Annotated in this window: 24 protein-coding genes; 13 read left to right on the top strand and 11 right to left on the bottom strand. The window is 68.5% G+C overall.

Annotated features, from left to right (window positions below):
• The first annotated feature begins 26 nt into the window (after positions 1–26).
• Genes HQ312_RS01900 through HQ312_RS01890 form a run of 3 tightly spaced genes read left to right on the top strand, consistent with a single transcriptional unit; the run spans position 27 to position 2,293 of the window.
• Complete coding sequence (locus HQ312_RS01900; RefSeq protein WP_222637646.1) at positions 27–683, top strand: Pr6Pr family membrane protein; 657 nt, start codon at positions 27–29, stop codon at positions 681–683.
• A gap of 57 nt (positions 684–740) precedes the next feature.
• The gene (locus HQ312_RS01895; protein ID WP_222637809.1) at positions 741–1,946 is read left to right on the top strand and encodes an aspartate aminotransferase family protein; all 1,206 of its coding nucleotides are present in this window, start codon (positions 741–743) and stop codon (positions 1,944–1,946) included.
• Positions 1,947–1,951: 5 nt separating this feature from the next.
• On the top strand, positions 1,952–2,293 hold the full coding sequence (locus HQ312_RS01890) for a hypothetical protein (RefSeq protein ID WP_222637645.1): 342 nt from the start codon (positions 1,952–1,954) through the stop codon (positions 2,291–2,293).
• Positions 2,294–2,367: 74 nt separating this feature from the next.
• Here the strand turns inward: HQ312_RS01890 and zapE are convergent, their stop codons facing one another.
• Positions 2,368–3,363 (bottom strand): cell division protein ZapE, encoded by a 996-nt coding sequence (gene zapE, locus HQ312_RS01885; protein WP_222637644.1) that lies wholly within the window; start codon positions 3,361–3,363, stop codon positions 2,368–2,370.
• 282 nt (positions 3,364–3,645) lie between these two features.
• On the opposite strand from zapE, the gene HQ312_RS01880 reads away from it, so the two are divergent.
• Together HQ312_RS01880 and HQ312_RS01875 are read left to right on the top strand one after the other, a co-directional pair.
• On the top strand, positions 3,646–4,227 hold the full coding sequence (locus HQ312_RS01880; protein ID WP_222637643.1) for a dihydrofolate reductase family protein: 582 nt from the start codon (positions 3,646–3,648) through the stop codon (positions 4,225–4,227).
• On the top strand, positions 4,224–5,096 hold the full coding sequence (locus tag HQ312_RS01875; RefSeq protein ID WP_261781336.1) for an SDR family NAD(P)-dependent oxidoreductase: 873 nt from the start codon (positions 4,224–4,226) through the stop codon (positions 5,094–5,096). Before HQ312_RS01880 ends, HQ312_RS01875 begins: the two co-directional genes overlap by 4 nt.
• Here HQ312_RS01875 and HQ312_RS01870 read toward each other — a convergent pair.
• The gene (locus HQ312_RS01870) at positions 5,093–5,284 is read right to left on the bottom strand and encodes a hypothetical protein (RefSeq protein ID WP_037185345.1); all 192 of its coding nucleotides are present in this window, start codon (positions 5,282–5,284) and stop codon (positions 5,093–5,095) included. The genes HQ312_RS01875 and HQ312_RS01870 overlap by 4 nt on opposite strands.
• Positions 5,285–5,321: 37 nt before the next feature.
• Here HQ312_RS01870 and HQ312_RS01865 point away from each other — a divergent pair, with 37 nt between their 5' ends.
• Positions 5,322–6,014 (top strand): hypothetical protein, encoded by a 693-nt coding sequence (locus tag HQ312_RS01865; protein WP_222637642.1) that lies wholly within the window; start codon positions 5,322–5,324, stop codon positions 6,012–6,014.
• Positions 6,015–6,027: 13 nt separating this feature from the next.
• On the opposite strand, the gene HQ312_RS21760 is transcribed toward HQ312_RS01865, so the two are convergent.
• The 6 genes from HQ312_RS21760 to sthA form a co-directional block, all read right to left on the bottom strand.
• Positions 6,028–6,558 (bottom strand): hypothetical protein, encoded by a 531-nt coding sequence (locus HQ312_RS21760; protein ID WP_261781967.1) that lies wholly within the window; start codon positions 6,556–6,558, stop codon positions 6,028–6,030.
• 47 nt (positions 6,559–6,605) lie between these two features.
• A complete protein-coding gene (locus HQ312_RS01855) occupies positions 6,606–7,295 on the bottom strand; it encodes a PhzF family phenazine biosynthesis protein (protein WP_222637641.1) in 690 nt (229 codons plus the stop codon).
• A 10-nt stretch (positions 7,296–7,305) separates the two neighbouring features.
• Complete coding sequence (locus HQ312_RS01850; RefSeq protein ID WP_222637640.1) at positions 7,306–9,804, bottom strand: RNA helicase; 2,499 nt, start codon at positions 9,802–9,804, stop codon at positions 7,306–7,308.
• A 9-nt stretch (positions 9,805–9,813) separates the two neighbouring features.
• On the bottom strand, positions 9,814–10,851 hold the full coding sequence (locus HQ312_RS01845; RefSeq protein WP_027505158.1) for an alpha/beta fold hydrolase: 1,038 nt from the start codon (positions 10,849–10,851) through the stop codon (positions 9,814–9,816).
• A 109-nt stretch (positions 10,852–10,960) separates the two neighbouring features.
• Entirely contained in the window at positions 10,961–11,938 is a 978-nt protein-coding gene (locus HQ312_RS01840; protein ID WP_204867686.1) for a proteasome assembly chaperone family protein, read from the bottom strand.
• Positions 11,939–12,087: 149 nt separating this feature from the next.
• Positions 12,088–13,503 carry a Si-specific NAD(P)(+) transhydrogenase gene (sthA, locus tag HQ312_RS01835; protein WP_222637639.1) on the bottom strand — a complete coding sequence of 472 codons (1,416 nt, stop codon included), beginning with the start codon at positions 13,501–13,503 and terminating at the stop codon, positions 12,088–12,090.
• 153 nt (positions 13,504–13,656) lie between these two features.
• Here sthA and HQ312_RS01830 point away from each other — a divergent pair, with 153 nt between their 5' ends.
• The 4 genes from HQ312_RS01830 to HQ312_RS01815 all read left to right on the top strand — a co-directional run bounded on the left by HQ312_RS01830 (position 13,657) and on the right by HQ312_RS01815 (position 16,966).
• Entirely contained in the window at positions 13,657–14,742 is a 1,086-nt protein-coding gene (locus HQ312_RS01830; protein WP_027505161.1) for an S-(hydroxymethyl)mycothiol dehydrogenase, read from the top strand.
• Positions 14,739–15,377: an MBL fold metallo-hydrolase gene (locus HQ312_RS01825; RefSeq protein WP_222637638.1), complete on the top strand. Its 639-nt coding sequence runs from the start codon at positions 14,739–14,741 to the stop codon at positions 15,375–15,377. Before HQ312_RS01830 ends, HQ312_RS01825 begins: the two co-directional genes overlap by 4 nt.
• Before the next feature lie 125 nt (positions 15,378–15,502).
• A complete protein-coding gene (locus HQ312_RS01820) occupies positions 15,503–16,312 on the top strand; it encodes a sensor domain-containing protein (protein ID WP_261781966.1) in 810 nt (269 codons plus the stop codon).
• A 3-nt stretch (positions 16,313–16,315) separates the two neighbouring features.
• On the top strand, positions 16,316–16,966 hold the full coding sequence (locus tag HQ312_RS01815) for a trimeric intracellular cation channel family protein (protein WP_027505164.1): 651 nt from the start codon (positions 16,316–16,318) through the stop codon (positions 16,964–16,966).
• A 1-nt stretch (position 16,967) separates the two neighbouring features.
• On the opposite strand, the gene dtd is transcribed toward HQ312_RS01815, so the two are convergent.
• Entirely contained in the window at positions 16,968–17,399 is a 432-nt protein-coding gene (dtd, locus tag HQ312_RS01810) for a D-aminoacyl-tRNA deacylase (protein WP_222637637.1), read from the bottom strand.
• 138 nt (positions 17,400–17,537) lie between these two features.
• Here dtd and HQ312_RS01805 point away from each other — a divergent pair, with 138 nt between their 5' ends.
• Positions 17,538–18,608 carry a DUF4192 domain-containing protein gene (locus tag HQ312_RS01805; protein WP_222630939.1) on the top strand — a complete coding sequence of 357 codons (1,071 nt, stop codon included), beginning with the start codon at positions 17,538–17,540 and terminating at the stop codon, positions 18,606–18,608.
• A gap of 9 nt (positions 18,609–18,617) precedes the next feature.
• Here HQ312_RS01805 and galE read toward each other — a convergent pair whose 3' ends face one another.
• Both galE and HQ312_RS01795 read right to left on the bottom strand, forming a co-directional pair.
• The gene (gene galE / locus HQ312_RS01800) at positions 18,618–19,601 is read right to left on the bottom strand and encodes a UDP-glucose 4-epimerase GalE (RefSeq protein WP_222637636.1); all 984 of its coding nucleotides are present in this window, start codon (positions 19,599–19,601) and stop codon (positions 18,618–18,620) included.
• A 48-nt stretch (positions 19,602–19,649) separates the two neighbouring features.
• Positions 19,650–20,336, bottom strand: coding sequence for a metal-dependent transcriptional regulator (locus tag HQ312_RS01795; protein ID WP_027505168.1), 687 nt, complete (start codon positions 20,334–20,336; stop codon positions 19,650–19,652).
• 162 nt (positions 20,337–20,498) lie between these two features.
• Here HQ312_RS01795 and HQ312_RS01790 point away from each other — a divergent pair, with 162 nt between their 5' ends.
• Positions 20,499–21,764, top strand: coding sequence for an acetoin utilization protein AcuC (locus tag HQ312_RS01790; RefSeq protein WP_027505169.1), 1,266 nt, complete (start codon positions 20,499–20,501; stop codon positions 21,762–21,764).
• Positions 21,757–24,492 (top strand): bifunctional GNAT family N-acetyltransferase/acetate--CoA ligase family protein, encoded by a 2,736-nt coding sequence (locus tag HQ312_RS01785; protein WP_056444843.1) that lies wholly within the window; start codon positions 21,757–21,759, stop codon positions 24,490–24,492. The genes HQ312_RS01790 and HQ312_RS01785 overlap by 8 nt, the downstream gene beginning before the upstream one ends.
• The last annotated feature ends 56 nt before the right edge of the window (positions 24,493–24,548 follow it).

Genomic DNA, 24,548 nt, shown 5'->3' with positions numbered 1-24,548 from the left:
GACCGCGCTCGTGTGAGGATCGCTCCATGACTCCGCCGGACGATCGCGTCGCCACCCCTGTCGCGCTGCGCGTTCTCCGAGTCGTCGCCGCGCTGCTCGGGCTGGCCGCCCTGATCTGGATCCCCGTCCGGTCCGCGGACGTCCCCGGATTCTCGCTAGCCAACTTCTTCAGCTACTTCACCGTGCTGAGCAACGTGCTGGCCGTCGTGGTCTTCGTGATCGGCGGGGTCGTCGATCCCCGCTCCGAGACCTTCGACAGGCTTCGCGGGGCGGCCACGACCTACATGGTGATCACCGGGATCGTGTACGCGGTGTTGCTGTCGAACGTCGACGTGCAGATCCAGGACGCGTGGACCAACTCGGTGCTGCACCGCATCGTGCCCGTCCTCATCGTTCTCGACTGGATCCTGGCGCCACCACGTCGTCGCAGCGCGGAGAGCGGGCCGGTGCTGTGGTTGGTCTTTCCCGTGGTCTACGGGGTCTACAGCCTGATCCGCGGGCCCATCGTCGAGTGGTACCCGTATCCGTTCCTGGACCCGCGGGAGCGGGGGTACGGCCCCCTCGCGATCGGGCTCGCCGTCCTGGTCGTGGCGTTCCTGCTCATCGCCCTGGCGGTCGACAGAGTGGGCGAACTAGCGGCGTCCCGCCGGTCGCGGAAGCACGCCACGAGTGGCCTAGGCTGACCTCTCGTGACCACTCCCCAGCACACGTCCTCCGCGTTCTGGCACGGCTTCGCCGACATGCACACCGTCGAGTCCGGCGGCCGATTCGTCGTCGCCCGAGGTGAGGGCGCGCGCATCTGGGACACGGCCGGCACCGAGTATCTCGACGGCACCGCGGGTCTGTGGTTCACGAACGTGGGTCACGGCCGCACCGCCATCGCGGACGCCGTGGCGCGGCAGCTGTCCACGCTCGCGCACTACTCGACGTTCGGCGACGTCGTTCCCGACGTGACGCTGGAACTCGCCGACCGCCTCGCAGCGATCGCGCCCGTCGCGGGCAGCAAGATCTTCTTCACCTCGGGCGGCTCCGACTCGATCGACACCGCTGCCAAGCTGGCCCGGCGTTACTGGCACCAGATGGGCAAGCCCGGCAAGACCGTCGTCGTCGGCCGCCAGAAGGCGTACCACGGCATGCACGTCGCCGGCACCGCACTGTCCGGACTCCCGCTGAACCGGGAGAACTACGGCGAGCTGATGACGGACGCGCGGACGGTCGCGTGGGACGAGGGCAAGGCGCTGCTCGAACTGATCGAGAAGGAGGGCGCGGACACCATCGCCGCGTTCTTCGCCGAGCCGATCATCGGTGCCGGCGGGGTCTACCTGCCGCCCGAGGGCTACCTGCACGAGGTGCGTCAGATCTGCCGCGACCACGACATCCTGTTCGTGGCCGACGAGGTGGTGACCGGATTCGGTCGTATCGGCGGAGCGTGGTTCGCGTCGTCGAAGCTGGGCCTCGAGCCCGACATGATGTGCACCGCGAAGGGTCTGACGTCGGGCTACGTGCCGATGGGTGCGGTCTTCGTCGCCCCGCGCGTCGCCGAGCCGTTCTACGAGGGCGGCGCCTGGTGGCGCCACGGCTACACGTACGGCGGGCACGCCGGCGCCGCTGCCGCGGCCATGGCTAACCTCGACATCATCGAGAAGGAGGACCTGCTGACGCACGCGTCGCGCCTCGAAGCCACGCTGCACCGGCATCTCTCACCCCTGGCCTCGCACGACCTGGTCAGCGAGGTCCGCAGTGGGATGGGTGTCGTCGCCGCGGTGCAGTTCGCCGATCCGTCCTACGCGATGCCGTTCGTCAAGACTCTGCGCCGCGAAGGTGTCTCCGCGCGAGCGGCCGGCAACGGCGCGATCCAGTTCTCGCCGGCGTTCGTCATGACCGACGAGCAGGTCGAACAGATGGCGTCCGCCACCGCGCGGGCGCTGGACGCCACGGTGAGCTGAGCGTCGTGGCAGTGCCCGATCACTGGATCCCGCACGCCCGCGAGGACGGCGAGGTGGTCGGGTGGATCGACATGCAGACGGCGACTCCGAATCTGATCCCCATCGATCGACTGGGTCGACCCCTGTCGGCGGTGTCGGAGTGGCCCGATGCGGAAGAAGCGTTGGAGCGCCGCGGCCTCCGGTTCCTCATGAACAGATTCCGGTTCGAGGGGCGCACAGTGCGCATCCGATCTCTGGACGACCACCGCATCGTCCTGACGACCGCCGCGTCCGATGCTGTGGGGGACGTGGGCGAGGAATACGTGCTCGACTTCCCCGCGGGGCCGGAGTTGGTGGAGTCGCCGTAGTTCCCGCGGACGTCATCGGGAGTGGTGGATGCTGCAGCATCAGCGGGAACCGATTCGATCCGCGGGACGGCTGCTCACGGGGTCGTCTGCAACTGGCTCAGGCGGCTCGCCATACGTTCGGCATCGACCGGAAGATGCCGGCTCAGGAGGAACTGTCCGAGTGGAACCTCCGCGAGAAAATCGGTGCGTATCGACGCGTCGTAGAGCACGTCGACGAGGCTGCCGAACCGATGGGCGGCGTCTCGTCCGAGGCGGTCGGGTCCCGGTACCTCGCTGATGACCCACCGAGGAAATCGGTCCGCGAGCTCGAGGAAGTCGGACGGTGCGGTGGGTCGCGCGCACAGAGCGTCGAACGTGAACCACACCAGGTCCGGACGCACAGCTCGAGCGACGACCGTACGTATTCCGATCGAGAGTGAGGCCGCGTCTCCGTCACCTGGTTCTCGCCGATCGGAGAATCGGTCCCCGGTCATCCACCGTCCCGCGGCGAACCCGCTGCGCGGTGTGTCGAGGTCCAGGGTGCGATAGTCGATCGGGCCGTCGACGTGCACGATCGCCAGTGCCTGCTCGATGCGGTGGATGGTGGGCTCGAACATGCTGTGGAACAGAGGGTTCGGAAGCAGCCGTCGCGGAGGGTAGTTCGACGTCAGGATCACTCTGACGGGCCGCCGGAACAACGCGTCGAGCAGTCGGTCGACGAAGATGCCGTCCGCCGGGTCATGGACGTGGAACTCGTCGAAGCACACCAGTTCCGCATCACCTAGCATGTGATCGAGCGCGGCGTCGAGGTCGTGAGCGCGCAGGTTCAGCTCGGCGTGCAGGTCGGTGAAGAAGCGGTGACAGTGTGTCCTCGTCGTCCGGCTGGTGCGTGCCTCCGCGAGGAAGGTGTCCATCAGCCAGCTCTTGCCCCGACCGGGCGGACCCCAGAGGTAGATCCCCTGGCCGGCCATGGTTTCGAGACGGGTTGCGGCCTCGAGCTGAGACGTGTCGAGAACAAGCCCTTGCGTCGCCGCTGCTGCGGCCAGCGTTCCCTCGGGTACGAGAGGCCCGCGCACGCGTCGTCGCCACATCGTTCGACGGTACGAAACCCGGGCCGCGCGCGGTACGTGTCCTCTGCCACGCGGTCACCGCCGTGTCATGACAGCCATCCGGGCATCGAACCTCGGCATCGGCGGCTATCACCCCTGCGTGCGTTTTCTGCCACACGATCGTCACGATGTCCACCGATCCGCAGAATGTGTCGCAATCATGTGGTGTCAGGCGCGCCCCGATTGCACCCACCACGAAAATGGGGTCGCGCGGTCGCTGGTCGAGCACCTACCGTGCAAGGGCCGACCGAGAGGGGTTCGCCCATGCGAGAACTGACCTACTACGTCGCCACGAGCCTCGACGGATTCATCGCGGCTCCCGACGGCACCTGGAGCGCGTTCCTCGACGAGGGCGACCATATGGACGTGCTCCTGGACGAGTTCGCGGACACTCTTCCCGGACACGTGCAGGACGCGCTCGGGATCCATTCGGACGCAACGATGTTCGACACGGTGATCATGGGGTGGACGACATACTCCGCGGCCCTGGACGTCGGCATCGTCAGCCCCTATCCGCACCTGCGGCAGTTCGTGGCATCCCGGCACCGCCGATCCGAGTCCGATGACGTGACCGTCACGAACGATCCGGCAGCCACCCTCGACCGACTTCGTGGGGAGGACGGCGCCGGGATCTGGCTGGCGGGTGGGGGAGCGCTGGCGGGTGACCTCGTCGACCAGATCGACCGACTCGTCCTGAAGATCAACCCGGTTGTTCTCGGAGACGGTGTGCGCCTGTTCGCCGGTGCCCGATACGCTGACCGGCCGTTCGAGCGCACCCGACTGCGGGCGTTCGACTCCGGAGTCGTCATCGCCGAGTACACCCGTCGAGCGGGGGTCGGATCATGAGCGGCCGGGTGTGGCTGATCACCGGTGCGAGTCGAGGGCTCGGTCGCGCGCTCGTGGACCGTGTGCTCGACGTGGGGGACAGCGTGATCGCGACCGTGAGGGGCGAGGCAGACCTTCCCGCTCACGAGCGACTCGTCGTCGATCACCTGGACGTGCGCGATCGCGGCGCGGCGCGGGCGGTCGTCTCGTCCGTCGTCGAGAAGTTCGGCCGCCTCGACGTACTGGTCGACAACGCGGGTCACGGGGCGGTGGGTGCCATCGAGGAGACGACGGAGCAGGAGGCCCGCGACATCGTCGACACGAACTTCTTCGGTGCGCTCTGGCTCAGTCAAGCGGCTGTCGAGGTCATGCGGCCTCGGCGGTCCGGCCACATCGTGCAGATATCGACCGTCGGAGCCGTCGGCACGATGCCCACCCTGGGTCTGTACGCCGCGTCGAAGTGGGCGCTCGAAGCCTTCAGTGAGGCGATGGCAGCTGAGGTGAAGGATTTCGGGATTCGCGTGAGCATCGCGGAGCTCGGCGCGGTCGACACCCAGTGGGGCACAGGAAGCATGCGATTCAGCGCTCCGTCTCCCGACTACGACGATCTGCGGACCGCGGTGTTCGGCACTCCCGCCGTGCCGTGGCCGCGAGAGGGGACGGGCGGTGGGACGGCGCCCGCGGATGCTGCGGCGGCGATCGTCGACCATGTCCGCAGCCCGGGCGACGACAGGCTGCGACTGCTGGTGGGCGATGACGCGCCCGGACAGGTTGCCGAGGCGCTCGCGCGCCGACTGGGGGACTATCGGCGCGACGAGCGTTTTCCCGCGACTGCGCTCGCTCGCTCGATCACCACTCCGATCGGCTACGAGGTGACGATCGAACGCTAGCGCTTCGTGGACGTGGCCACGGCCAGCCGCTGGTGCAACCGCTCGCGCACTTCGTCCGGTTCGTACTGACGACGCTGACGCTCGTTGCGGGCGACGAGGACGCCGGACGCTGCCACGCCGACGGCGCCGGCGAGACCTGCGACCTTCAGCAGACCGCGCACGGAGATCTTTCGGGATCGTGCAGCCATTCATGAAGGCTAGCGCCACGAACTAGGCTCGTCGTCGATGAGCGTCGACGGAGTGTCCTCAGTCAACCTCGCCACCGCCGTGGAGACCACGCGGACAGGCGATCTCTGGATCTTCCGCGGCCGGTCGGCGGCGGATCGAGCGATCCAGACGCTGACGAACAGCCCGGTGAATCACGTGGGCATGGCCGTGGTCCTCGACGACCTGCCGCCCTTGATGTGGCATGCCGAGTTGGGCCAGTCACTGCCCGACATGTGGACCGGGCGCCATCAGCGCGGCGTGCAGCTGCACGACCTACGCGACGCCGTCACTCACTGGGGCGAGCGCTACGACCAGAAATGCTGGTTCCGGCAACTGCAGTCGCCGATCACGCGTGAACAAGAAGACGAGCTGATGCGGACCATCGCGCGACTCGACGGCACCGCATTCCCGACCACCGTGAAGCTGGCGGGTAGATGGTTCGCGGGGCGGCTCCCAGCGGTGTCGGCCAAGGACGACCGTCGACTCGAGACCGCCTACTGCGCGGAGGTGGTGGCCCTGACGTACGAGGCGATGGGTCTGCTCGATCCACGAGAGTCACCGACGCCGCTGAAGCCTTTCGACAAGGTGGGCCTGAAGCCACCGCGGCGCCGCGCGAACTGGTACGACCCCGGCCGCTTCTGGAGCGGTGATCACCTTCCTTTGGCGGAGGGTGTCGAGCTGGGGCGTGAGATCGCGGTCGTGCTGGACTAGTGGTTTCGGTCTGTCACGCGATCGGTGCAGGACAGACGCCGTTCGTTTCTCCGAGCGAGTTGATCTCCGCGTTCGATCTCGGGTCGCCGGCGTAGTCGATCTGGTTCGTGCACCTGTCATCAGGCGCCGCATTCGGATCCGGGTACGAGGCGCCGTTCGGATATGTGCAGACGGAACCATCGCAGGTCGGCGTGTTCGCGGCAATCTCGCTTTGTAGGACCTGATCGTGAACGGACTGGCAGTAGTCGCTGTACCCCGTGACCGTTCCGTCCGACCAGTACGTGACGACCGGTCCCAGGCCCATCTGGCAGTCGACAATCACCGGCTCCGCCTGGACGGGTTCGGTGTAGATCGGTTCGACGTCGACTGTCTCGGTGACCGTCTGCGCGCCGGCGGGGGGTGGTGCGGCGGCAGTCGTCGTGGTCTGCGTGGAGATCGTTGTCGACGGCGCCACGCTCGGCTCCGTCGGCGCACTGTTCTCGGCACCGCAGGACGACAGAACGATGACGGTGCAGGCGAGGAGCGCGGCCCGGAATGTTCTCATGCAGTGTCATCGTCGGCGTCGACCCGTTCCGTTACGGTCGGTCTGTTTCAGTGGCTCGCAACGGTGCGCGAGGTGTCCGCCACCACGCGCCCACCGAGCTCCACCCATCCGTCGTCGGAGAGCGTGGTCGACAGGACCGAGCCTCGGCCCTGCACGATGCTCAGATCGCGCCCGAGCAGTTCGGTGACCCGGACGGCGGCCGCGCCCGTTGCTTCGTCCTCCGGGACGCCCATGTCGGGGGCGAACATGCGTGACCGGATCGCCCCGCGCTCCTCGTCCACCCATGCCCAGACGTAGTGGTGGCCCGTGGTGAACTCGGCGGGGTCCACGGCCAGAACCTCGTCGGCGCCCCGGACCTGACGGAACTCGAAGTGTGGTGCCCATTCGGGCCGTGCACGGACGTAGGTGGTGTCGCCGGCGACTCGGACGGCAACCTCGCCCGCGGGGACGAGCAACGTCTCCACCGGAGTTCCGCGGCCGGCCAGCCATGCTGCTGTGCCCACGGTGGGGTGCCCGGCGAACGGCAACTCGACGGCGGGCGTGTGAATGCGGAGGGCGGCGGAGTCGACAGGGCTCTCGGGAACATCGACGAACACCGTCTCGCTGTACTGCAGGTCGTGCGCCACGGACTGGCGATCCGACGGGGCAACGGACGCAGCGTCGACGATGCCGAGAGGGTTGCCCCACCGACCCTGGTCGTCGGTGAACACCCGCACGACATGGACGTCGAATGACATGGTCTTCCTCTCAGCCTGCGGTGACGGTGATGTCGTCGAACACGATCTCGGCGAGGGCGTCGGACTCCTCGACGTCCACCGTCGCGTCCAGCGACCAGCCGTGGTCGCCGTCCGGATCGTCGAGAACCTGACGCGCAGTGGTCTCCTCACGCGTCTGGACGAACGAGAACAGGTGCGGTCCGCGGGCGGCGGGCGTCATGCCGATCTCGCCGTACTCCTCGAAGTAGGGCTCGAGCTCGTCCTGCCAGTCGACCTCGTCGCCCAGCTCCTCGAGGAGGTCCCAGCGCCCACGGGACGCCAGCTCGACGCGTCGGAACAGGGCGTTGCGCACCATGATCCGGAACGCTCGGGGGTTCGCGGAGATGGGTTTCGGTGTGTCGGCTCCGTACGCGACGACGGGTGTGCCGTCCTCCTCGAACGTCGGATCGGTGAGGTTCTCCCACTCGTCGAGAAGGCTGGAGTCGACCTGGCGCACGGTCTCGCCGAGCCATTCGGTGATGTCCTGGACGTCCTCGGTGCGCGCCTCCGGTGGAACCGTCTGTCGCAGAGCGCGATACGCGTCGGCGAGGTACCGCAGGACGGACCCCTCCGAGCGGGAGAGACCGTAGTGCGAGATCAGCTCCGTGAACGTCATCGACTTCTCGATCATGTCGCGCACCACGGACTTGGGGGAGAGACCGAACTCGGACAGCCAGGGGTGCCCACCGCGGTAGATCTCGAAGGCGGGGCCCAGAAGATCGGCCAGCGGCTTGGGCCACGTGACCTCCTCGAGCAGCTCCATACGCTCCTCGTACTCGAGACCGTCCGCCTTCATCTGCGCCACTGCCTCGCCGCGCGCCGCGTGTTGTTGGGCCATCAGGATCTGGCGGGGGTCGTCCAGGGTGGCCTCGATGACGGACACCACGTCGAGCGCGTAGGACGGCGACTCCTGGTCGAGCAGCTCGAACGACGCGAGGGCGAACGGCGACAGCGGCTGATTGAGAGCGAAATCGCGCTGCAGGTCGACGGTGAGCCGTGCGGTGCGCCCGTCCTCGTCCGGCTCGGGAAGCTGTTCGACGATGCCGGCGTCGCGTAGACCCCGGTACAACCGCACCGCCTGGAGAATGTGTCGCCGTTGGTTCGCCCTGGTCTCGTGGTTGTCCTCGAGCAGATGCCGCATCGCGTCGAAGCAACTGCCCGGCCGGGCAATGACGTTGAGCAACATCGAGTTGTTGACGGTGAACTTCGACGTCAGCGGCTCGGGGCTCGCCGCCACGAGTCGCTCGAAACTGGGCTTGCCCCAGGAGACGAAACCGTCGGGTGCTTTCTTGCGCTGAATACGCTTCAGCTTCTTGGGATCGTCGCCCGCCTTTGCGACGAGTCGGGCGTTCTCGACCTCGTGTTCGGGTGCCTGCACCATGACGGTGCCGAGCGTGTCGTAGCCGGCTCTGCCTGCGCGACCGGCGATCTGATGGAACTCGCGGGCGCGCAACTGGCGCGTGCGAACACCGTCGTACTTCGTCAGTCCGGTGAGCAGCACGGTGCGGATGGGCACGTTGATCCCGACGCCGAGAGTGTCCGTTCCGCAGATCACGGCGAGCAGACCCTCCTGCGCCAGCTTCTCGACGAGCCGCCGGTAGCGCGGCAGCATGCCCGCGTGGTGCACGCCGATGCCGTGACGGACCAAGCGGGACAACGTCTTACCGAATCCGGTGGTGAACCGGAAGCCACCGATGGCCTCGGCGATGGCCGCACGGGTCTCCTTGGAGGCGACGGTGATCGAGGTGAGCGCCTGAGCCCGTTCGAGTGCGGAGGCCTGCGTGAAGTGCACGACGTAGACGGGTGCGAGGTGCGTGGAGACGAGTTCCTCGATGGTCTCGACGACGGGTGTGAGTCGGTAGGAGAACATCAGGGGCACAGGGCGTTCGGAGCCTTCGACGACGGTGGTGACCCGTCCGGTCCGGCGGGTCAGGTCGTCGCGGAAGAAGGAGACGTCGCCGAGAGTGGCGGACATCAGCAGAAACTGGGCGTGGGGAAGCTCGATGAGCGGCACCTGCCACGCCCAGCCGCGATCGGGCTCGGAATAGTAGTGGAACTCGTCCATGATCACCTGGCCGATGGACGAGTCCGGCCCCTCCCGCAGTGCCATGTTGGCGACGATCTCCGCTGTCGCACAGATGATGGGTGCCGACGCATTGACCGAGGCGTCGCCCGTGACCATGCCGACCTTGTCCGCACCGAAGATCTCGCACAGTGCGAAGAACTTCTCGCTGACGAGCGCCTTGATCGGCGCCGTGTAGAACGATCGGATGCCGGCCGCGTACGCGGCGAAGTGAGCGGCGATGGCCACCATCGACTTTCCCGACCCCGTGGGGGTGGCGAGCACGACGTTGTTGCCGGAGACCAACTCGATGACGGCCTCGTCCTGCAGCGGATACAGCTCGAGTCCACGGTCGGAGACCCAGGTGGTGAACGCGTCGTACAGATCGTCGGCCGACGCGGAGTCAGGAACCATCTCGGTCAGCAGCATCACTACAGGTTACGTAGCCGACCTCTCGTCCGACCCCATGGCACCCAGGACCGCCTGCCTCGTCGTCGCACTGCCGGTGATGGCGTCCTCGCCGACACCGGAGACGAGCATCTGCCGCCATCGCTGTTCGTCGAACTTCAGCGGCATCGTCGTCCCGAGGAAGTTCTCCAGGACCTCGAGGAAGCGCATCGGATCGTCGCGGTACGGGAAGTGGCCGGCGCCGGCGAAGACGTCGAGGCGGGAGCCGGGCATCGCGGCGTGCGCGAGCGTCGCGTGGGCGATGGGGATGACCGTGTCCTGATCACCCCAGATGAGTTGCACGGGCAGGTTCTCGGTCAGGTAACACCGGTCGAGCATGGTGACCACCTGCCCGCGCCAGTCGACGACGGCCCGCAGCGTGCGCAGGTAGGCGTCGTAGGCGGTGGAGTCGAGGAGGTTGCCGAGAACGCGGACCAGATCGGGTGTGTCGTGCAGGACGGCCCCGGGGTGCAGAGGAGTGCCGTCCAACTGGTCGATCGCAGCGCCCGCCATGCGCAGCATGCGCATGGCGCCGGGCAGGCGCAGCAACTTGAACGCCTCGTTGACGATGGGTGTGGACATGAGTCGCAGCGCCGGGTGGACGTCTTTGGTGACACCGCCCGCCGAGACGAGGACGAGGCGCTCGACCATGTCCGGATACTGGTAGGCGAACTGCATGGCCACACCGCCGCCGAGCGAGTGGCCCACCACGGACACCGCGTCGATGTTGAGGGTGACGAGCAGATCGCGGATGCCGTTCGCGTATGCGGCCACCGAGTAGTCGGCACGAGGCTTGTCGCTCAGTCCGTGGCCGAGCAGGTCCGGCGCGATGACGGTGTACTTCGACGCGAGATGGGGGAGCACGTCGAGCCAGGTCTCGGAGCTGTCACCGATGCCGTGGATCAGCAGCAGTACCGGTCCGTCTCCCGCCATCCGGAAGGCACGTCGATAACCGTGCACCGTGCGGAAGTGCAGCCGCGGTTCCGCGTCGGGAACCGGACGCAGGGCGCGGCGGCGTGTGTCGGACATCCCGGCCCCTCTCGATCGGCGGCACCGTGTGTGTCGCCGACCGAGCGTAAACCGGGATCGTCACCGTTCACACAGCCGTCGGGTTACGGCTGGGTAAGAACTCGTGACGTCAGGAGCGGTCTGTTCCGTCCTCGGGACCCTCGTGCGTCTCGGGCGACGGCTCGTCCTCGACGAACTCGGTCTGCTCCGCGAGGAACTTCTCGAACTCGGCACCCAGTTCGTCGCCGCTGGGCAGTTCCTCGTCCGCGGCGAGGAGCGTCGACTGCTGCTCCTGCGCCGTGACGAAGGTGTCGTACTGACGCTCGAGTGCCTGGACCACGGACTGGACCTCCGGGTTGCCCTCGACGTGCTGGTCGACCTGCTCGCGCACCCGTGCCGCGGATTCCGTCAGTGCGTTCAACGGGATGGTCAGCTTCGACGATTCGGCGACCAGTTCGAGCAGCGTCTCCGCCGCGCTCGGGTACGCCGTCTGTGCCAGGTAGTGCGGCACGTGCACCGAGAAGCCCATCGATTCGTGGCCGTGCTGAGCCATGCGGTACTCGAGCAGGGACGAGGCGCTGGCCGGCACCTGCAGCTCACCCGACCACTTGTGGTGCTCGCCCACCAGGTCGGTGTCGCTGGAGTGGGCGGTGACGCCCAGCGGCCGGGTGTGCGGCACCGCCATGGGAATGGAGTTGAGGCCGATGGTGCGGCGTACTCCGAGCTGCTCCGACAGCAGACGCACCGCGGTGGTGAACTTCTCCCACTTCAGGTCGGGTTCGAGACCCGCCAACAGCAGGAACGGGGTGCCCACGGCGTCCTGCACCGCGTAGAGATTGAGGTGCGGCTCGTCGTAATCGGAGAAGTGGTCGGCGGAGAACGTCATCATGGGGCGACGTGAGCGGTAGTCGAGCAGCTCGTCGACGTCGAAGGACGCCACCAGTTCGGTCTCCAGGGTCTCGCGCAGATGCGTGGTGGCCAGCTTGACCGCGTGACCTGCGTCGGAGAAACCCTCGAGGCCGTGAACCAGCACCGGACCCACGCCGTCCTCGGACGACACTCGGGGCGCTGGAAACTCCAGCTCGTACATTCTCGACTTCTCGTCCATGCCGGTGTCCTTCCTCGTCGCCGTGCGTGTCCTGCCGGGGCACCACTGTGCGGTTACCCCATTTTCCCACAGCGACCCTGCGCGACCGGGCTTCACCCGTTTCTCCTCCCAACGACGGCGGGGACCCCGACATTCCCCGCCGTCGCCGGTCAGCGCGTGAAAGCCTCCAGAGCCCGGATCTTGTTGGCGACGTCCAGCGCCGCGACCTTGTACGCCTCGGACATGGTCGGATAGTTGAAGACGGCGTCGACCAGATAGTCGACCGTGCCCCCGCACCCCATGACCGCCTGGCCGATGTGCACGAGGTCGGTCGCGCCGGAACCGAAGATGTGCACGCCGAGAACCCGACGGTCGACGGTGGACACGATCAGTTTCAGCATCCCGTGGGAGTCTCCCGCGATCTGTCCGCGCGCGAGTTCGCGGTAGCGGGACACGCCCACCTCGTAGGGAACGGAGTTCTTCGTCAGTTCCACCTCGGTCGCGCCGACGTAGGACACCTCCGGGATGGAGTAGATGCCGATGGGCTGAAGGTCGGTGAGCTTGTTCCCTGGCTCGCCGAAGGCGTGATACGCGGCCAGTCGGCCCTGATCCATCGACGTCGCGGCCAACGCGGGGAATCCGATGACATCACCGACCGCGTAGATCGTGTCCACCTTGGTCTGAAAGTCGTCGTCGACGTCGATCCGTCCTCGGGCGTCCGCCTCGAGTCCGGCCTTCTCCAGATCCAGCCCGTCGGTCATGCCCTGACGTCCGGCCGAGTACATCACCGTCTCGGCCGGGATCTTCTTCCCGCTCGCCAGCGTGGTGACCGTTCCCGACGGACCCACGTCGACGGCCGTGACCGCCTCGCCGAAGCGGAACGTGACCGCGAGGTCGCGCAGGTGGAACTGCAGCGACTCGACGATCTCACGGTCACAGAAGTCGAGCATGGTGTCGCGCTTCTCGACCACGGTCACCTTGCATCCGAGCGCCGCGAACATGGAGGCGTACTCGATCCCGATGACGCCGGCTCCGACCACCACCATCGACGACGGGATGAACTGCAGATCCAGAATGCCGTCGGAGTCCAGCACGCGGTAGTTGTCGAACTCGACGTCGTCGGGACGGGCGGGCGCCGTCCCGGTGGCGATCACGACGTTCCGCGCGCCGACCGTGATGCGCTCGCCGCGACTGCGGTCGTCCACCGCGATGGTGTGCGCGTCGAGGAACCGGCCCTCGCCGGTGATCAACTCTATTCGGTTGCGCAGTAATTGCGATCGGACGACCTCGACCTCCTTGCCGATCACGTGGGACGTCCGGGCCAGCAGATCCGACGGCGTGATGTTCGCCTTGACGCGATAGCTCGCTCCGTAGAGCTCGCGTTGATTGAGGCCTGTCAGATAGAGAACCGCCTCGCGCAGCGTCTTCGACGGGATGGTGCCCGTGTTGACGCACACGCCGCCGAGCATGCTGCCCTTCTCGATGATGGCGACGCGCTTGCCCAGTTTCGCCGCCGCGATCGCGGCCTTCTGCCCTCCCGGTCCGGAACCGATGACTACCAGGTCGTATTCGAGTTGGTCCGACATGCCCCAACAAGTAGTCCCGTCAGGAGAATCCGGTGTGCCGCGCGTGTCACGACTGGGTGAACACCTCTCCGATGCAGCAGTTCGCACCTGTGCATCGTTAGGGTGACGGTCAGGTTCGCAGCACCCGGCAGTACCGACAGATGGAGGCAAGAAATGCCACAGCAGGTCCGCGGCGTCGTCGCTCGGAGCAAGGGTGCTCCGGTGTCCCTCGAGACGATCGTCATTCCCGATCCGGGCTCCAACGACGTGGTCGTGCGGGTGCAGGCCTGCGGCGTCTGCCACACCGACCTGCACTACCGCGAGGGTGGCATCAACGACGAGTTCCCGTTCCTGCTCGGCCACGAGGCGGCCGGCATCGTGGAGACGGTCGGCGACGCGGTCACCCACGTCGAGGTCGGCGACTTCGTGGTGCTCAACTGGCGCGCGGTGTGCGGTCAGTGTCGTGCCTGCAAGCGCGGTGAGCCCTGGTACTGCTTCGACACGCACAACGCCTCGCAGAAGATGACACTCGAGGACGGCACGGAACTCTCGCCCGCACTGGGCATCGGCGCCTTCGCCGACAAGACCCTCGTGCACGAGGGCCAGTGCACCAAGGTCGATCCCTCCGCCGACCCCGCCGTCGTCGGACTGCTCGGCTGCGGCGTCATGGCAGGCCTCGGTGCGGCGATGAACACCGGCAACGTCGGTCGCGGCGACTCGGTCGCGGTGATCGGCTGCGGTGGTGTCGGCGACGCCGCCATCGCCGGTGCCCGGCTGGCAGGAGCGGGCACGATTATCGCGGTGGACCGCGACAAGGGCAAGCTCGAGTGGGCGACGGGCCTGGGTGCCACGCACACCGTCGACGCCTCCGACGTGGACGCTGTCGAGGCCATCCAGGAGTTGACGGGCGGCTTCGGTGCCGACGTGGTCATCGACGCCGTCGGACGTCCCGAGACGTGGAAGCAGGCCTTCTACGCCCGCGACCTGGCCGGCACCGTCGTCCTGGTCGGTGTCCCGACGCCGGACATGACGCTCGAGATGCCGTTGATCGACTTCTTCAGTCGCGGCGGTTCACTCAAGTCCTCCTGGTACGGCGACTGCCTTCCCGAGCGCGACTTCCCGATGCTGGTCGACCTGTACCAGCAGGGTCGTCTGCCGCTGGAGAAGTTCGTGACCGAGCGCATCGCGCTGGACGACGTCGAGGCGGCGTTCGACACCATGGCCAAGGGGCAGGTCCTGCGTTCGGTGGTGGTCCTGTGACCGCGCCGTCCGGCTTCCGGGTCGAGAAGGTCGTCACCACGGGCACGTTCGAGCTCGACGGCGGATCCTGGGCCGTCGACAACAACATCTGGATCGTCGGCGACGACTCCGAGGTGGTGATCGTCGACGCGGCGCACGACGCGGCCCCGATCATCGACGCGGTCGGTGGCCGGAAGGTCGTCGCCGTGGTGTGCACCCACGGACACAACGACCACGTGACGGTCGCGCCCGAGCTCGCGGAGCGGCTCGACGCACCGATCCTGCTGCACCCGGCAGACGACGTGCTCTGGGAACAGACGCACCCGGGACTGGCTCACCGTGATCTGGCGGACGGGGACCGGATCTCGGTCGCCGGCACCGAGATCGAGGTCCTGCACACGCCGGGTCACTCACCGGGATCGAGTTGCCTGTATCTCCCCGAGGCCGGTCAGCTCTTCAGCGGCGACACGTTGTTCTCCGGCGGGCCCGGTGCCACCGGGCGGTCCTACTCGGACTTCCCGACGATCATCGGCAGCATCCGGGAACGACTGTTCGCCCTGTCACCGGAGACGGTGGTCAACACCGGACACGGGGACGGGACGTCCATCGGCGACGAATCGCCCCATCTCGAGGAATGGATCGCACGCGGATCCTGAGCCGAGTGCCGGGTAACGAACCGGACACCCCTCGGTGTGGCCCGCGGGCGGGCGGGCGCCGGTGTGGCAGCGTCGAGGCCACGCACGGTCACCGGACGCCCGGGGACCTCACCGACAGGGGAGACATGCAGACGCGAGCGACGAGTACCGGTGCCACCAGCAGAGTGTCCGCGGTGCGTGCCGGTGCGCTCGTCGCCCTCGCTTCCGCCGTGCTGGCGGGATGCGGTGGCTCCACGGTGAGCGGGACGCCGGAGGCCGGCGGTCCGCCGCCCTCCGCCGCGCCGTCCAGTGCACCCGGATCGTCGTCGTCGACCACCACCACACCGTCGAGCTCTTCGTCCAGCACCTCGGCGAGTCCCGACGCGGCGGGATCGCTGTCGGCCCTGCTCCTCGATCCCAGCACCTTCACGGCGCCGTACCAGGCCGTGGTGTTGCCCCCGCAGGCCGTGGCGCAGGCGGCTCAGGACCTCGACGGCATCGCGGCCGACGCGTCCGTCGAACCGACGGGATGCAAGCCCGAGGCACGATCGTCCGATCCCGACTCGACGGCACTGCTCGTCGCGACCGATCCCGACGACCGGGCCACCATCTCCATCGAGTTGTCGCGGGTGGACACGACGCTGGAGGATCGGAAGGCACTCTGGGAGCAGTGCTCCGAGGTCGAGGCCACCTCAGCCGGTGTGACGAGCCTGGTGACCACCGACATCGTCCCGCCGCCGCCCATCGGTGCCGACGACACCCTCGCGCTACGTCGTACCGTCACCTCCGGTGGCCAGGCGGGCGAGGTCACGCAGTCCATGCTGTCGCTGCTCGCCCAGGTCGACGACGTCCGCGTCACGGCGACGTACATGTCCTTCGGGGAACTGACGCCCGACTCCGCCACGCTCGACCGGACGTTCACCGCCGCGGTGCAGAAGGTCAAGGCCGGGGGATAGCCCATGTCATGGGCAGTGCCCGAGCTGTTCCGGGTCCTCGACCTCACGGGTGTCTTCGCCAATGCCCTTCTCGGCGGCGCCGTCGCTCGGGCCTTCCGCTTCGACCTGGTCGGCTTCTCGGTTCTCGCCATCGTGTCGGGGCTCGGCGGCGGCATCATCCGCGACACCCTGCTCCAGGCCGGGCCGCCCGTCGCACTCACCGACTACCGCTATCTGACGGTGGCGCTGATCGGTGCCGTCGTCGCGTTCGCCGTGCGCTTCGAAGGGCGTGGGTGGGACCGCGTCTTCCCCTACGTCGACGCGCTGGCACTCGGCTGTTGGGCCGCGGCGGGAGCGCAGAAGACCTTGGGCGTCGGGCTCGGGTGGCTTCCGGCCATCGGGCTCGGCGCCGTCACCGCGGTGGGCGGCGGTGCGATCCGCGACGTCGCGGTGGGGCGCATCCCCACCATCTTCGGTGGCAACACGCTCTACGCGTCGTGCGCCCTGATCGCGAGCGCCACCCTCGTGGTGGTGCAGGCTGCGGGGCAACCGACGATCGCTCTGATCGCCGCGACCGTGGTCGGCGCGGCCCTGTGTCTCCTCGCGCGCCGTCGCGGCTGGATGTTGCCTGAGGAAGTGGTGTGGCGCCGTCCGCGGCGCCGACGAGGCCGCTGATTCAGGGGCTGTCGACGAGGACGGTCATGGGCCCGTCGTTCACCGACTGCACCGCCATGTGCGCGCCGAACACACCCGTCGCGACCGTGATGCCGCGCACCCGGAGCGACGCCACCACCGCATCGACCAGCGGTTCTGCGACGTCGCCTGCCGCCGCACCGTTCCACGACGGCCGACGGCCCTTGCGCGTGTCCCCGTACAGCGTGAACTGGGACACGACGAGGACCTCGGCTGCGTCGGGATCGTCCGAGACGGATCGTTCGTCCGGCAGGATGCGGAGATCCGCGATCGTGCGGGCGACGTGCTCGACGTCCGCGGCGCCGTCCGACGGTGACACCCCGACGAGGGCCAGGAGTCCGGCGCCGATACGTCCGACCTCCACGCCGTCGACTCGAACGGTCGCTTCGCTCACTCGCTGGATCACTGCGCGCACGGTTGCCTCTCGTCGTCTCCTGACGAGTGTGGCAGCCGCGCGAGCGTCCATCCCCGGGCGCGGGCCGATCCACAGGCCGTTTCATCGGCCCAGGTCGACCCCGGAGGACCTGTGGGCCGCACGCGGACAGTCCTCCTCATGACTCGACGCCCTTACCCCGTTCCCCGCCATCGATCCCCGTCGTCCACGACGGCGGACCACCCCGTCGTGACGTCGGTGGGCGACCTCATCGCCGCCGTTCCGGCTCTGCTCGGCTTCGTGCCGGCGCGGTCCATCGTGCTCATCTGCCTCAGCACCGGCAGCCCCACCGTCGTGGAGATGTGCATGCGGCAGGACCTCTCCGACCGGCTCGACTCACCCGAGCTCGCCGACGTGATCGAGCGGTGCGGCGAGGTCTGCACGAGAGAGGGTCTGGACGCGGTCGTCGCGGTGCTGATCACCGGGTCGAAGTTCACGATGCCGTACGAGGTGGTGGCCGATGCGCTGCGGGACACACTCGACCCGCGCGGGATCGACCTGTTCGGTGTGCACCACGTGTCCCACCTGGCGGTCGGTCAGCGGTGGCGCAGCCTGGGTGGTGATCCGCGGTGCGGCACGCTGCCCGATCCCGGATCGTCGCAGGTCGCGGCGTCCCGCGTGATGGCGGGACGGCAGATCCGCACGTCCCGGTCGGAGATCGCGCTGCTGCTGCAACCCGTTCCGGAGTCGGAGTGCGAACGGTTCCGCAACAGCCGACTGCGGGTCGAGCTGGAGGACGGGCCGGTCGGCCACTCGGACCTGCTGGCGGACACGGTCGTCTTCCTCGAGGCACTGCACGCCTCCGACGAGCTCGACCACCTGACGGCGGCACGCATCATGGTGGCGATCAGCACGATCGCGGTGCGGGACGCCGTTCTCGGCCTCGCGACGACCGCGCTGGGACCCACGGCCGAGGCGGTGTGGGTCGAGCTGACGCGGCGGGTCAGCGGACCGGACCGAGCGCACCCCGCGACGATGCTGGGGGCGTGGGCGTACCTGCGCGGAGACGGACCGCTCGCCGGGGTGGCGCTGCAGACGGCGTTGACCGCGGATCCGGAGTACCGCTTCGCGCAACTGCTGGACACGGCTCTGCAGAACGGTGTGCGACCCACCGTGGTGCGTGAGCTCGTGCTGTCCGCGCGGTCACTGGCGGAGGATCTGGGGGTCGAGCTGCCGCCGGACGCGGTGTGAGGCCCGGGGTCAGCGACGGGCGGAATGCGCCCTGTCGCCGAGAGACTGCAGGAACGCCCAGGCGTCCGCGACGATCACGTCGAGATCGGTGAGCTCGGGCTTCCAGCCGAGCTCGGCCATGGCCTTCTCGCTCGACGCGACGAGCACTGCCGGATCGCCGGCTCGCCGGGGTGCGTCCGTGACGGCGATGTCGACGCCGGTGACGCGGCGGCACGCGTCGATGACCTCGCGCACCGAGAACCCTTCGCCACTACCCAGATTGAAGATCCGGTGACTCCCGGGGACGCTCTGGGACAGGGCGCGCAGGTGCGCGTCGGCTAGATCGCGGACGTGAATGTAGTCACGGACGGCCGTACCGTCCGGTGTCGGCCAATCGGTGCCGAACACCGAGATGGACTCACGGTGTCCGAGAGCGACCTGCAGGACGAGAGGAATGAGGTGGGTCTCGACGACACGGTTCTCGCCGAGGCCGGCGTGTGCTCCGGCCACGTTGAAGTACCGAAGGCTGGTCGCCCCGAACCCGTGCGCCGCGGTGTATCCCGTGATCGCGTGGTCGATCGCGAGCTTGCTGGCTCCGTACGGGTTGGTGGGCCGAGTGGGAAAGTCCTCCGTGATGGGCGTGCGCTCGGGCTCCCCGTACGTCGCGGCGGTCGAGGAGAACACGAGCCGCGGAACCTGGTGCTCGACGATGGCATCGAGCAGTTCCAGCGCCGCACCGAGGTTGCCGCGCCAGTACTTCTCCGGCTTCTCCACCGACTCGCCGACCAACGACTGAGCCGCGAAGTGGAGGACCCCGTCGACCTTCTCGCGTCCGAGCACGGACGAGACGACCTCGGCGACGGGGCCCTCGACGAACTCCGCACCCGCGGGCACCCCGTCGGCGTTGCCGGTGGACAGATCATCGACCACGACGACGTCGTGATCGTTCTCCATCAGGACGGCCGCACACACACTGCCGACGTAGCCGGCGCCGCCGGTCACCACGAACTTCACTCGAACTCCGATTCCTGTGTCTGGGAACTCCGCGAGAGACCCGAGCAGCTAGATGGTGCGGACCTGAACGGCGTGCGCCATCTCCTCGGACAAGTCGACGTCGTCGTGGCCCGGCACGGTGATGGTGACCGCGCCCGGCGTGACGGACACGGTGACGCGCGCGTCCGGGACGACTCCGGCCTCGCGCAGGCGCGCGATCGTGTCGGGGTCGGACTGCACGTACTCCGCGAGGCGGCGCACCACCACGGCGGTGGGCGTTCCGGGCGCGATGTCGCTGAGGCGCACCAGATCCTCCGGCTGCTCGGTCGGCCGGGACGAACCCAGCAGTGCGAGACCGGGAATCGGGTTCCCGTACGGCGAGGTGGTCGGGTTGTCCAGCACCTCGACGAGGCGACGTTCGACCTCCTCGCTCATGACGTGCTCCCAGCGGCAGGCCTCGGCGTGCACGTCCTCCCAGCGCAGGCCGATCACGTCCACGAGCAGCCGCTCGGCGAGCCGGTGCTTGCGCATCACGGCGACCGCGAGCTCGCGGCCCTTCTCCGTCAGCTGCAGATGCCGGTCGCCCGCGACCAGGAGCAGCCCGTCGCGCTCCATCCGAGCCACGGTCTGGCTCACGGTCGGTCCGCTCTGCTCGAGGCGCTCGGCGATGCGGGCGCGCAGGGGAACGACCCCTTCTTCTTCCAAGTCGTAGATGGTCCGGAGATACATCTCGGTGGTGTCCACCAGATCCTTCACAATCACACCCTTCGTCGTCGTGGATTCTACCGGTACGGACGGTTCACCGGTGGGTCCAGGTGCGGCGTGGTGAGCCGCGGTGTGTCCGCCCTGCCACGACCCGTCGAGCACGTGTGCGCGAGTCGATCACGAACGCCGAATCGGACACGTAGGTTGAGGGCCATGACTCTGCAGTCGTCCTCGACATCGCAGTCGCCTCCGGGGCAGCCCGCTCTGGTCTGGAGCGCGGACTACCTGAACTACCGGTGGAGCGACGACCACCCGATGAATCCCACCCGCCTCGCACTCACCATGGATCTGGCACGGGGGATCGGTCTGCTCGAGGGGACCGAACTGCTGCCGCCGGAGGTCGCGTCGGACAGTGAACTGTTGCGGGTGCACACACCGGGGTACGTCGAGGCGGTCAAGCGCGCGCCGCGTGACCTGCCGCTGGGTTCGCGGGCGTCCGAGGTGCTGCACGGTCTCGGATCCGAGGACAATCCGGTGTTCCCCGACATGCACGAGGCCAGTGCGGTGATCGCGGGTGGCACCCTGACGGCCGCGCGGGCCATCGCCTCGGGACGCTCGCGCCGCGCGGTGAGCATCGGCGGGGGCATGCACCACGCCATGGCGGACTGGGCGTCGGGCTTCTGCGTCTACAACGACGCGGCCATCGCCATCTCGTGGCTGCTCGACAACGGGTACGACCGCATCGCCTACATCGACGTGGACGCTCATCACGGTGACGGTGTCCAGGCGGCGTTCCTCGCCGATCCCCGCGTCATGACGGTCTCGGTGCACCAGCACCCGGCCACGCTGTGGCCCAACACCGGATGGTCCACCGAGGTGGGTGCCGACGCCGCGGAGGGCACCTCCGTCAACGTGCCGGTCCTGCCCGGCACGGGAGACCGGTTGTGGCTGAGGGCGTTTCACGCGGTGGTGCCCGGAGCGGTGGCGGCGTTCAAGCCGCAGATCATCATCAGCCAGTGCGGCGTGGACAGTCATCGGGAGGATCCGCTCGCCGATCTGGGACTCACCGTGGACGGGCAGCGCGCCGCGTTCCGTGCGATGCGCGACCTCGCCGACCAGGTCTGTGAGGGCCGGTGGCTCGCGGTGGGGGGTGGCGGATACGGGTTGGTGCGGGTGGTGCCCCGTGCCTGGACCCATCTCATCGCCGCGGTGCTCGACCGCGATCTCGATCCGACGACGTCCATTCCGGACGAGTGGCACGAGAAGGTGCGGCTCGCCGCGCCGAGCATCGACCTGCCGTCCACGATGAGCGACGACGGCGACGTGGACTACCCGCCGTGGGACGGGCCGGGTGGTTCCCCGGAGTCGGGTGTCGAGCACGTCGATCGCGCCATCCAACGCATCGACACCGCCATCGTGGCCACCCGCCGCGCCGTCTACCCGCTGTGGGGACTCGACCCGGAGGATCCGCGTGACTGACGAGACACCCGCACCCGAGACACCGACAGCGCAGACGGCACCGGACGCGCCGACGCCGCCGGATCCCAAGGAGCTCGAGCGGCAGCGGGCCGAGAACTACCCGCGGCACTGGGCCGCCGACGTGCTCGCGTCCGACGGCCGCGTGGTGCATCTGCGGCCGATCGTGCCCGGTGACGCCGACGCCCTGGTCGAGTTCCACGGCAAGCTGTCCGAGCGGACGCGGTACCTGCGCTACTTCGGTCCGTACCCCACCATGCCCAAGCGCGACATCCTCAACTTCACGACGGTCGATCACACGTCGCGGGTGGCCCTCGTCGCGACGCTCGGCGACGAGATCATCGCCGTCGGCCGGTACGAGCGCCTGCCGCAGGGCGACGGCAACTCCGCCGAGGTGGCCTTCGTCGTCGCCGACGCGCACCAGGGTCGTGGGCTCGGTCCGATCCTGCTCGAGCATCTGGCGGGGGCGGCCGCGGAGAACGGGGTGCGCCGCTTCGTCGCCGAGGTGCTCGCGGAGAACCGCAACATGGTCACCGTGTTCCGGCAGGCCGGCTACCAGGTCAGTCGCAGCTTCGACGGCGGCGTGCTCAACCTGGACTTCGACATCGATCCCAGCGACGCGCTCGTCCAGGTGCGCAACTCCCGCGAGCGCGCGGCCGAGGCCCGCAGCGTCCGCAACGTGCTCGGCCCACGCTCCGTCGCCGTCATCGGTGCCTCGACGGACCCCGAGAAGGTGGGCAACGCGGTGCTGACCAACCTGCTGCGCGGGTCGTTCACCGGACCCGTCTATCCCGTGAACGCGGAACACACGTCGGTGCGCGGAGTGCGCGCGTACCCGACGGTGCGGGACATTCCCGACGAGGTGGATCTCGCGGTGGCCGCCGTGCCGGCCGACCAGATCGACGCGGTGCTCGACGACTGTCTCGCCAAGGGTGTGAAGGCGCTGGTGGTGGTCTCGTCCGGGTTCGGTGAGACGGGAGAGGACGGGCGCGCGAACGAACGGCGCCTGGTGCACTCCGCTCGTGCACACGGCATGCGCCTGGTCGGCCCCAATGCTCTCGGCGTCGCGAACCTCGATCCCGCGGTGTCGCTCAACGCCACGCTGGCGACGGACCTCCCGGGTCGCGGACGTGTGGGCTTCTTCTGCCAGTCGGGTGCCCTGGGTATCGCCATCCTGGCGCAGGCGTCGAAACGGCTCCTGGGACTGTCGACGTTCGTCTCCGCCGGCAACCGCGCCGACCTGTCCGGCAACGACCTGCTGCAGTACTGGGACCAGGACGAGGCCACCGAGGTGGTCCTGCTCTACCTCGAGAGCTTCGGCAACGCCCGCAAGTTCTGGCGCATCGCGCGCCGGGTCGCGCGGTCCAAGCCGATCGTCGCGGTCAAGAGCGGACGCGGAGCCGTGCCGCCCGCGCTGGCGACCGGCACGGACATCGACGACACGATCGTGCGTGCCCTCTTCGAGCAGGCGGGGGTGATCCAGGTCGACTCGATCGCGGAACTGTTCGACTGCGCCATCCTTCTGGGTTATCAGCCGCTGCCGGCAGGTCCGCGGGTCGCGGTGGTCGGCAACTCGACGGCGCTCGGCGTCCTCGCCGTCGACGCCGCACGCGACAGCGGCATGACCGCACCGGACCCGGTCGACGTGGGCGCGCAGGCCACGCCCGAGGAGTTCGCGGCCGCGGTCACCACGGCGCTGCGGTCGGACGACGTGGACACCGTTCTCGCGGTCTTCGTGCCTCCGGTCGCCGTCCGTGTCGCCTCCTACGCCGAGGCACTCGGCGCGGCGGTCCGCGGCGCCGACAAGCCGGTGCTGACGACCTTCCTCGCCGCCGAGGGCATTCCGGACGTGCTGGCGGTCCGCGGCGACGACGGAACGCCGATCCGCGGATCAGTGCCGTCCTATCCCGACCCGGCGCGGGCGGTCTATGCGTTGCAGAAGGCGTGGCGGTACGCCTCGTGGCTGAATCGACCGGCCGACAGCGTGGTGCGGCCCGGCGGCGTCGACGCCGACGCGGCGCGCGCACTGGTGGCCGGCTGGATGGCGGCCAGTCCCTCGGGGCGGTGGCTCTCGGACGTCGAGACCGAGCAGTTGCTGCGGTGCTACGGCGTGGAGATCGCCGCCTTCCGCACGGTGACGGACGAGGCCGAGGCGGTGGAGGCGGCCCGCGAGCTGGGAGGACCCGTCGCGGTGAAGGCCACCGGCGATCAGTGGCGACACCGCCCCGACCTGAGCGGAGTCCGCCTCGACGTCGTGGGGCCGGACGCCGTCGCCCGCGCGTACCGGGATCTGTTCGAGGCATCGGGCACCCCGGTGATGCAGGTGCAGCGGATGGCGACCAAGGGGATCGGGTGCCTGGTGCGGGTCCAGGACGATCCGTCGTTCGGCTCACTGGTGTCGTTCGGGCTGTCCGGCATCATGTCGGATCTGCTGGGAGACAGGGCGTACCGTGTGCTCCCACTCACCGAGAGGGAAGCCGCGGAGCTCATCGACGCGCCGCGGGCCGCGCCGATGCTGTCGGGGTACCGCACCGCGTCCCCGGTGAACAAGGGCGCGCTGGTGGACGTCGTGCTCCGGGTCTCCACACTGGCGGACGATCTGTCCGAGGTGCGCGAGCTGGTGTGCGACCCGGTCCTCGCGTCACCGAGTGGCGCGGAGACCACCGACGCACGGATCCGCATCGGGCCCGAGCCCAGCCGTATCGATCTGGGCCCCCGTCGCCTGCGCTGAGCCCGTCAACGACGACAGGCCCCCGGCGAGAGCCGGGGGCCTGTCTCGTGATGCGG

Origin of the sequence: Rhodococcus sp. BP-316, from assembly GCF_019836105.1 — a bacterium.
In the GTDB taxonomy this organism is placed as follows: Bacteria; Actinomycetota; Actinomycetes; order Mycobacteriales; family Mycobacteriaceae; genus Rhodococcoides.
This window is presented reverse-complemented; position numbering and strand designations above follow the sequence as displayed.